The organism is Kosmotoga sp. (genome assembly GCF_982836095.1).
Genome location: NZ_CEYIHJ010000219.1, coordinates 1 through 2,076, shown reverse-complemented (window position 1 = coordinate 2,076; position 2,076 = coordinate 1). Strand labels below are relative to the sequence as shown.

Genomic DNA, 2,076 nt, shown 5'->3' with positions numbered 1-2,076 from the left:
GGTTGCATCTTCCTTTTTTTGGTTGGATTCATGAATAATAATGCTTTCCAGAACTTTACCATCTGGATTCAGAAGAACGCCCGATGTGTCCTTTCTTTCAAGGCCAATGCCGATAACTGAGGCAGCGTCGCTTTTAATTCTCAAAGGAACAGGAGACTTCCCTATGCTTCCACTATTATCTTTTTCAATCTCTTCGACAATTCCAAGAGAAATCAACTTGTTAATTATTGAGGATATGGTTGTTTTTGTTAGGTTCAACTTTCTTGCAAGCTCAACCCTTGACAGATTTGGATTTATTATCAAAGTTTTGACTATTTTTGAAGTGTTCCTTATTCTGAGATCTTCCGGTCTTGAAGACACAATTAATTCACTTCCTTACTTGCTTTTCTTATTTAGTCAGTAAACTTTACTGACTAATTATATAAAATTCGATTCTAAAATTCAAAACAGGTAGTCGGTTGATTAGAATTGATTTCTGGCTATTATCTCCAGCCAGCAGCTGTTACTTGAGAAATGCTTAAAAATGTGGCATTCAAAATGTGCTTGAAAGTATTGGTGGCTTTCAACATTTGAATTTTGAAGCGATTTTGTGGAGCAATTCAGCTATTGTAAATTTGCAATATCTCTTTCTCAGAAATAAGGGGGCGGCTTATTGATTCAAGAGTTTTTTTATGCATTTTGCCTTCGCTTACGAGCTCAGAGCCAGCCTTTTTTAGAGCGTCAAGAACCTCTTTCTTATCAGCATCGGATATGGCTTTGCTTTTCATAAAGTAAGCGTGAGGTCTTAAAACGGCGCCTGCGAACTCTGCGTTTGCATTTTTTGCAAGTTCCTTCACAATATGGACTACCACATCGAAATTTCCGAGTTCCCACCATCCAGAAGCGGATACAAGTGCAATCTTCTTTATATTCACATTTTCGCGAAACCTCGCACGTGTCCGTCCATCTTCAAACTTCAGCACTGGATCTAACAATGGACAGAGCCTGTTGATAAAATTCTGCATATCTCCTGGTAGCGGAATATAGACAGGAGTAGCGAGGATAAGAATGTCCGCTTCTCTCAGTAATGGATAGAGCATTTGCATATCGTCTTTTATGCAACATTCACCGGGGTTTTTAGTCCAGCAGTACATAATGCTGCAGTTACAGGGCTTGATGTTGGGAGCGCTCGCGTAAAATAAGTTGACTTCACACCCAGCTTCTTGCATTCCCTCTATAAAAGGCGCGAGAATAAAAGCAGTATTCCCCTTTTCCATTCTTGGACTCCCATTGATAACAATAGCCTTCAAACGAATCATCTCCCTTAAAATATTTGCCAGGTTACACTGCTTCTATTTGAGTATAGTTGAACGCACTGGAAAAGTAAGAAAAATATCTGAAAGCGATCAAAAGAAAGTTAAGAAAATATCTGAATCTTAGGCCTTCATTTGCCAATAATCCTCGGGTTTTGAAGTTACAGCAACCCTTACAAGAGCATTTTCAAACTCTTCAGAAGTCCATTCAACGTTTGGATACTTTTTCCAGCAATTGTCAAGGATCCTGTTTAACCCTGTTTCCAAACCATTTAGCTTTTTTACATCGAATATATTATGTTCAAAGGATAAATTGGTGATTTGTATTTTGCTTATCTTCTTTACCTTTCCTACGCTTTGCACATTGACAAATGCTCTTCTTATGTTGCCATAGTACTTTATAAGCAAAAGAGGCATCCATATGGTTTTTCCATTAGCCTCAGTGGTTATAACCTCTCTGAGTCTCACTGTATAAATACTTCTTTTATTTCTTGAAGCGCCTTTTGTTGCAGCCCGATGTTTTACAGACCCCACTTTGTTGATCCAGTAAAGGTATAGAGAATATTCCGATTCATCTTCAGGCATCAAAACATAGTTTAGTAATCTGAACTCTTCTTTCAACCTGCTTATCAAATCCACAATGGTCCTCCTTTTGACTTGCTGTAAACTGCTCTCTATTTTTCTTGCATTTATCGTTAGGTAATTTGTTACTATTATAGCGGAACTTGTGGAGGTGAGAGTATGAAAAGGTACATAATAGTTTTGGCTTTTCTTTTAGTTGCTC

General features: G+C 37.9%; 3 protein-coding genes. All 3 read right to left on the bottom strand.

Annotation, left to right across the window (positions count from 1 at the left end; translation table 11 throughout):
- Window positions 1–360 (bottom strand): winged helix-turn-helix transcriptional regulator (locus AC3LHT_RS10355; protein WP_488662834.1); only part of this gene is annotated, 360 nt, incomplete at its 3' end.
- A 239-nt stretch (window positions 361–599) separates the two neighbouring features.
- A complete protein-coding gene (locus AC3LHT_RS10350) occupies window positions 600–1,289 on the bottom strand; it encodes a flavodoxin family protein (RefSeq protein WP_290647407.1) in 690 nt (229 codons plus the stop codon).
- A gap of 126 nt (window positions 1,290–1,415) precedes the next feature.
- Window positions 1,416–1,931, bottom strand: coding sequence for a hypothetical protein (locus AC3LHT_RS10345; RefSeq protein WP_488662833.1), 516 nt, complete (start codon window positions 1,929–1,931; stop codon window positions 1,416–1,418).
- Window positions 1,932–2,076 lie beyond the last annotated feature (145 nt).